Source organism: Actinomadura sp. NPDC048955, assembly GCF_040649435.1.
GTDB classification, from domain to species: Bacteria; Actinomycetota; Actinomycetes; order Streptosporangiales; family Streptosporangiaceae; genus Spirillospora; species Spirillospora luteofluorescens.
In genome coordinates, this window is sequence record NZ_JBEZJI010000127.1 from 1 (window position 1) to 6,747 (window position 6,747).

Here is a 6,747-nt window from a genome sequence, read left to right on the forward strand (position 1 = left end):
AGGAAAAAATATATTAATAGTATGCGCTTTCATAAAAGATGAAAATAAAACCACTCAGTAAATGAGTGGTAACACGAAAAGTGAAAAAGACAAGGAAATAGTATATGATAAATTAACAAGTAATATCATCTATAAACGAAGGATAACATACGATTATATTTTGTACATAACACTATTAACTGATTGATATTGGAAAATATTATAACCACTTGTTATATAAAAATTAATGTAAAATAGTTTACAAATGAAGAAGCTACAAGATATACTGAAATTAACAAATATTGAACTCATGTATCACCGAACCCCAACCTATGCCAGTAGGTTGGGGTTCTTTAGTGGTGAGGCTATGTCGCCTTATTTATTGCGGTTGTTTAGCCAAAACGTGAAAATCGCAACACAGCACTCTACTATAATAGGTGCTATTATACAAACAAATATTAAACTCATGATTTCACCTCCTTCCGCCGAATCTATCGCCGGAAGTAAGACGACCTAAGTATTATAACAGAAACTTAATTAATATACTTCTTTGGTATTATTCTTTATATAACAAATAAAATAAATGAAAAATTTCAGATAACTAATCAAATAAATAAATTTAAACCGCTGTTTTGTCATTTGAGATTTTGAATAAAGATACAAAAGTTCACGTGATGAAAATGCATGAAAACGCGTGGTTAAGGGAATGTATAAAATATGAATAATCGATAATCACAAGACAAAGGCTTAAACGCTGTTAAATCAACGTTTAAGCCTTTGTGTGTAGTTGACATAATTAACGATTATAGGTAGTTAGTTTGTATAAATACTAAAAAATACAAACGTTGTTAAATTAATCTTTGTGTCCTTTAATATAAGTAACATAATAGTCACTTATTACGGTGAGAAAAGTCATAGATAACTAAATATATAAGCATAATAAATATGAAATAAATAGCTCCTAAAAATAATGAAAAAATATCTGTGGTAAGAGGTTTAAAATAATTTGATGAATCGTAAATGTTCATAAATAAATGAACACATACCCAAGAAAGAAATATTCCAATGCATCTACCTATTACAATACTTATATTATTTTTAAAGCCGAATTTAAAAATGGATATACTCATTAATATAGCAACTATTATAAATGGGATGTAACCTATTAATAAACCTGTTTGATAATCAGTAAATAATCCGATAAATTCTATTGGAACTAAAGATAAAATTAATATAATGATTTTTAACCATTTCATTTTAAAATCTCTCTTTTCAATATTATTTTTCCTTCAATATCATTTTATTAATATAATTAGGTAGAAGTCTACGCTGTCTCTAAGTGGTAGATGAATGATCTCTATTTTTTATTATGTTATACATTTATATTATTTTCTGTAAGATTCTGATTCTAAAAGATATTTATAATAGGAGTCTTTCTTTTGTAAATCTGTTTCCCCCCACACCTTATATTCTTTATCATCTGTCCATGGTGCTGGTGCTGGCGTCACGTTATACTCATACTCACTATATGGTTGATCTTTAAAAACAATATCTTTTTCAGCATATCCCATCATAATATTAAAACTCATTTTTTCATTTTTTATTTTTTTATCCCAACCCTTACGTTCTATAACGTGATCGATGATTTTCTCACTCTTGTGTTTCTGATAAGTAATCACACTAAAAGTCCAAACTGTTAAGGCAATAATGATAACAATAATAGAAGTTATTAATATTTTTAAGATTTTCTTCATTTTTGTATAATTCCTCTTTTTTAATAATTTTCATGATAATGTCTATATATAAAACATTTTATCATAAAGTATTTAAATAATATTGAATACTTATCAAAAATTTGTTTTTAAAATCTGTTTAATTACATCAGTAATAATTATTATGTTACCCATGCAATCTCATGCACAAGGGTATAAAAATCTACCACTTATAAACAGTGGAAAAAGTTCCAAGAAGAAAACTATCGTGCTAAATATCAAATGGAGAAAGAAGCTCAACAAGAAATGAAGGAAGAACAATATCAAACATTTTCAAAAAAGAAAAAGTATTACATATTCTTTAAATTCCAATATAAATGATACATATCACACATATTGTTCAAAACTTGTTTGGCAATCGTATTATTTCGGTGCACGGTGCAGGTAAAAAGTCTGTAAATTCAACAGGTGTTTATCACTACTTTAACCCATATAATCTTCCTAAAAATATTAAAGGAGCTAAAAAAGTTAAAACATTTTTCTAAAATTAAGCAATCATGTAATCTAAAATAAAAAAAGCAAGAGACTATCAATCATCATAGTCTCTTGCTTTTTTATTGTTCTTTCAGTCGTTTAATTTCTATACCATGCTGTTTTAGGCCAATTTTTGTGTTTAGGTTTACCTTTCCATGATGAGCAATCTTTGACACCTTTATGATAGAGTTGGTTTAAACCATCGCACTTAACCATACCCTTTGGATTATTCATAGAATAACAATGATATTTGCTAGCATGGAACCAACAGTCACTTTTATAAAAATCTACATAAGCTCTAGGATGTTTTTTTGACCAGTATCTATGATCAGATTTTGTTCCGTTAAATCGATTACAATGAACATGCATTCCCTTTTTTACATGTTGGCCATCTTTAGTTGGCCCTTTATATACTTTGCCTTTGTGTTTACTATATGTTGATATGTTATTTGATGTATTATGAGTATTGTTTCCGTCCATATTTCCTATAAAATCAGAAAAATTTAATACTCTTGTATGATTGTTTGTGCTACGGTTAGCTGTATAATTTGATTTTTGTTTCTTTGGATTAGGGAATAATTCTTCTATGATAACTTTACCTTGTTGTTTTTTAATATGGAAATTAGGATCTTCTTTAGCTATAGATTTGAATTGTTTCATTGTTTTTGCGTCAACTTGAGAAGTCTTATAGGTAGCGACTAATTTAGTATCTTGTTTGGTTGAAGGATGGTTTTCAGCTGCAGAGGCATGATGAGAAGTTACGACAGTACAACCTAAAAGAGTGGCTAACATACTGGCTAAAAAGACTTTAAACACATGTTTCATTTGTTTCGGACAACTCCTTTTAAAGTGTTTTTGTTGGATTATTATGCAACTTTAATTTACCATAAAAACTTAAATATTTTGAGGAGATAAGGAGTCTTTAAATGAAAAAAATAGTTTATATACTTGGTACTATTATAGTTTTAGGCTTTTGTTATTTTTATGTAAATTTAATTTTTTTTGATAGTTGGACACGTTATTCTGCTGAAAAAGAAATAAATAATTATATTTCAAATCATGATACAAAGAAACTAAAAGAAATATCCGCGAATAATAAAACATATCAACTTTTGAAACATGCTAAACATGTGACAATAAAAGGAGATACAGATAATCAAGGTGGAGGTCATATAGGGTATTTTACTAGTACGATTAATGGTAAAGAAGGAGCGCTTTTTGTACATCTTAATTTTGGTTTGTTTCCTGAAATTCCTAAAGTAACCAAGTTGGAAGTTTTTGATAAAAATATTTATGAGTAGCATAATTGCTACTCATTTTTCGTGTTAGTTATTCTGGTTCTGTTGCAAAGTTAGAAAAATATAGCTAATTACGTCCATATAGCATTAAGCTTCTATGCTATGATAATCGTTAGAAATCTGGCTAAGAATCTGGAGTGTTTTTATGATTTTTTTAAGAGAAAAAATAGTCATGAAATATACAAAAAAATCATGTATATTTTGTTAAATAGTACAGTGATAGCATTTATATTATTGCTAATTGTGAAATTAATATTTGATTTCCTTTTTTAGACTATATTCATATTTTTTCAGATTTGTATTTTTATTGGGGTTAATTATTGGTAGTATCCCAGATTTTATAGAAAAGAAAGGTTAATTTTATGTTATTAAAAAATAAGATTTATTCAGGCATTATTATTGTTATTTTTATAGTTTGTTTGATTATAGGATTGAATGAAAATATCATTGGAAATCCTTTAGGAGAAAAAATATTTTATTTATTAGGTTTTCTATTTTTTGTATTATTAATTATTGGTACAACAAAAAATAGAAAGCATTAATGTCTTCTTTTTGCCCCATTTCTTACGATAAACATTTTTTGAGTAGCCTTTTTAATGTTCTTTCAATCGTTTAATTTCTTTTTTTAATGGTCTATCATCACGATACGTATTAAAATTCATAAATGCAGTACTATCAAAGTGCTCTAACAAGCGATGAAATATCTCATTCTCCCTTTTGTATTGTTCTATATCATCTTCAAGTTGGTCATGACGTTGTCGAAGTGCGTCTCTGTCTGATTTGAGTGCTTCGTTGTCTTCTTCTAGATGTTCAATAACTTTATACAAATTATTCGTATTATTCTTAGAATTAGAATCATCCATCGTTATTTGCTCTTTTGGATATTCAATCACCGTCGGTTTAATCCGATTACCCACAGCTGTTTGGCGTATATATTCTGTGACATTCATACTACGTATGTAGGCTAAATCTTGTATCTTTTTGTATTGCGCTTGACTGACACGAACGGTTAAGATTTTTTCTTTCGAGCTTTGTTTTTTTGGCATTGAATCACCTCATAATTAATATATGATAAGCATACATATGTGTGCTTATTTTTATATTAATATAACATACATATGTATGCTAATAAATATGTATGATTCGAGGTGTTGTGAGCTAACATTTGGCATACATATTTTCAAACATATTTGTTTGATAATGCGTATGTCATTTGTTAGCTATATAACGGAATTCAAAAATATATTTTTGAATGTAGTGATGGCCTCGCCAGAGCGAAGATAACTCTTACATTTGAATGTAAGAGTATATCGAGCTATACTCTCATTGCGGAATCAGCCTCACATGTTTGAGGCGTAGCGGTGAGAGTATCCATCATTTTACATAAGCGAAGCATTGTCGAAGGTAGACAATCACAGCGCTTGTAAAATGATATTTGCGAAGGTTCTCGAAAGTAGAGAACCACAGACAAATCAAAAAGCTTCGGGGAGGGCGCTCAATTTGAAATTAGCTTGGAATACGCAAAAAAATAAAATGAGCGATGTTAAAGGCAAAGAGATGGAACAAGAACGTAAAGGGAGAATCAAAAACGATGAGATTGATTTGAAACGGACAAACTTAAACTTTGATTTAGTTGAAGATGAACGTCATTTGTATCATCGTGTGAAAGATAGAGTCGATTATTATAAAGAACAGGGGTCACGTGTACAGAAAAATAGTGTGGTGATGTATTCCAATATCATTACGTTATCGAAAGAAGAGGCCGACCGTATGGGAGAAACACGTACAAAACACTACTTTAAGACATGTAAAGATTACTTCAGTGAACGTTTTGGCGAAGCCAATATCGTTTCAGCGAAAGTTCATATGGATGAATCAGCGCCTCATATGCACCTTCACTTTATACCTGTTAATCATCAAGGACGGTTATCAGCACGTACAGCTATGAATCGACAAGCGATTAATCACATCCATGATGAATTAACAACACATCTGTGCCAGCAAGGTTTTGATGTTGAACGTGGGAGTACCGATGATAATAAAACGTATATTCAAGATATTCATGAATATAAAAAGAAAGCGAAAGTTTTAAGTGAATTAGACCAACAAATTGAAACGAAAAAACAATTGTTGAGGGATATCAACGATTTACACGATGAAAAAGAAAATTTAACTCGGGATATTCAAAACTTAAAACGGAAAAATCATTTTTTACAAGAGGATTCTCAACAGGCTCAAGAAGATATTGACCTATACAAGCAACTGAGAACGATTTCTAGGGACGATTTTAAAAAAGATGAGGAAAATTACCAAAAAGAAATCAAAGCGTATGAGGCGTATCTGAGTGGCCTTAGAATGAATTACCGAGATTTGAACAAGCGCAATCAACATTTAACAACACAAAATAATCAACTCGAACACCATTTAGACATGTTAAATGCACGTCATCAAGCGATGAACGATATGGTAAGAAACGATACACGTATTTTGTTTGCGGGACTTCGATGTGCATTGAAAGATATGAACATTGAATTAAGCGCAGAAATTAAATATCAACGCATGCCAGAAGTCGGTATTGATCCCGATACGGTGGATCAGGGGGCTTTAACACATGCGTATCAAGGTGATGTATCAGGGATAGACCATCATATAAGAAAGGCATCAGCACCTATTAAAAAAGAGACAGAGAATGACTTAGAATTAGAATAAATCAATAAAAATAAGCACTCAGGCAAGTATGATACTTGTTTGAGTGCTTATCTCATGAAAAGAGGAGATAAAAATTTAATAAGTATGATTAACCGATTAAGAACAATCATTACCTTACTTACAGCGCTTATTAAATAGTTCTGTAAGGAGGAACAATACCTTTGCATTTCTATATTATTATAAGAATTCCAAGGTAGCAAAGATATTGTATTGGAAATGATAGATGTGAGTATGATTTCTAGATTTTTCTAGATTAATTGATGAAAATATTTTGGGTTTCTAAACTTTAAAAAATACCTCCATTCTTTTAAAAGTTTATTTTTGTGTTCGTTTCTTTAGAAGTATATTTGAATGAATTTGGAGTATTTCACTCCGACCTTTTTAATATCTTTTTATAAATCTTTTTATAAACCTTTTTAAGTACTGTTTAAGACCTAGAGGGACAAGGCTTTTGAAATGTTAAAAGGGACATTTTGTAACAGTAAAAGGGACATTTTGTAACAGTAAAAGGGACA

At 29.7% G+C, this 6,747-nt stretch carries 6 protein-coding genes; 2 read left to right on the forward strand and 4 right to left on the reverse strand.

Translation table 11 applies throughout. The annotated features are described in order from the left end of the window. Positions 1–354: 354 nt before the first annotated feature. From AB0C84_RS44960 to AB0C84_RS44970, 3 genes are all read right to left on the reverse strand, one after another. Entirely contained in the window at positions 355–447 is a 93-nt protein-coding gene (locus tag AB0C84_RS44960) for a type I toxin-antitoxin system Fst family toxin (RefSeq protein ID WP_115172131.1), read from the reverse strand. 917 nt (positions 448–1,364) lie between these two features. Further along, the gene (locus tag AB0C84_RS44965; protein WP_049383518.1) at positions 1,365–1,733 is read right to left on the reverse strand and encodes a Vpu; all 369 of its coding nucleotides are present in this window, start codon (positions 1,731–1,733) and stop codon (positions 1,365–1,367) included. A 591-nt stretch (positions 1,734–2,324) separates the two neighbouring features. Continuing rightward, entirely contained in the window at positions 2,325–3,050 is a 726-nt protein-coding gene (locus AB0C84_RS44970) for a hypothetical protein (RefSeq protein WP_176746432.1), read from the reverse strand. Positions 3,051–3,151: 101 nt separating this feature from the next. Here AB0C84_RS44970 and AB0C84_RS44975 point away from each other — a divergent pair, with 101 nt between their 5' ends. Continuing rightward, positions 3,152–3,526, forward strand: coding sequence for a hypothetical protein (locus AB0C84_RS44975; protein ID WP_002494371.1), 375 nt, complete (start codon positions 3,152–3,154; stop codon positions 3,524–3,526). Positions 3,527–4,116: 590 nt separating this feature from the next. On the opposite strand, the gene AB0C84_RS44980 is transcribed toward AB0C84_RS44975, so the two are convergent. Next, positions 4,117–4,569: a hypothetical protein gene (locus AB0C84_RS44980; RefSeq protein WP_002494373.1), complete on the reverse strand. Its 453-nt coding sequence runs from the start codon at positions 4,567–4,569 to the stop codon at positions 4,117–4,119. Positions 4,570–4,951: 382 nt separating this feature from the next. Between AB0C84_RS44980 and mobV the strand changes: the two genes are divergently transcribed. After that, positions 4,952–6,232 carry a MobV family relaxase gene (mobV, locus tag AB0C84_RS44985; RefSeq protein ID WP_361078814.1) on the forward strand — a complete coding sequence of 427 codons (1,281 nt, stop codon included), beginning with the start codon at positions 4,952–4,954 and terminating at the stop codon, positions 6,230–6,232. Positions 6,233–6,747 lie beyond the last annotated feature (515 nt).

Bases quoted from the DNA above. Each gene is read 5' to 3' on its own strand.
- AB0C84_RS44960 (WP_115172131.1), bottom strand. From the start codon at position 447: ATGAGTTTAATATTTGTTTGTATAATAGCACCTATTATAGTAGAGTGC.
- AB0C84_RS44980 (WP_002494373.1), bottom strand. From the start codon at position 4,569: ATGCCAAAAAAACAAAGCTCGAAAGAAAAAATCTTAACCGTTCGTGTC.
- AB0C84_RS44970 (WP_176746432.1), bottom strand. From the start codon at position 3,050: ATGAAACATGTGTTTAAAGTCTTTTTAGCCAGTATGTTAGCCACTCTT.
- AB0C84_RS44975 (WP_002494371.1), top strand. From the start codon at position 3,152: ATGAAAAAAATAGTTTATATACTTGGTACTATTATAGTTTTAGGCTTT.
- mobV (WP_361078814.1), top strand. From the start codon at position 4,952: ATGATATTTGCGAAGGTTCTCGAAAGTAGAGAACCACAGACAAATCAA.
- AB0C84_RS44965 (WP_049383518.1), bottom strand. From the start codon at position 1,733: ATGAAGAAAATCTTAAAAATATTAATAACTTCTATTATTGTTATCATT.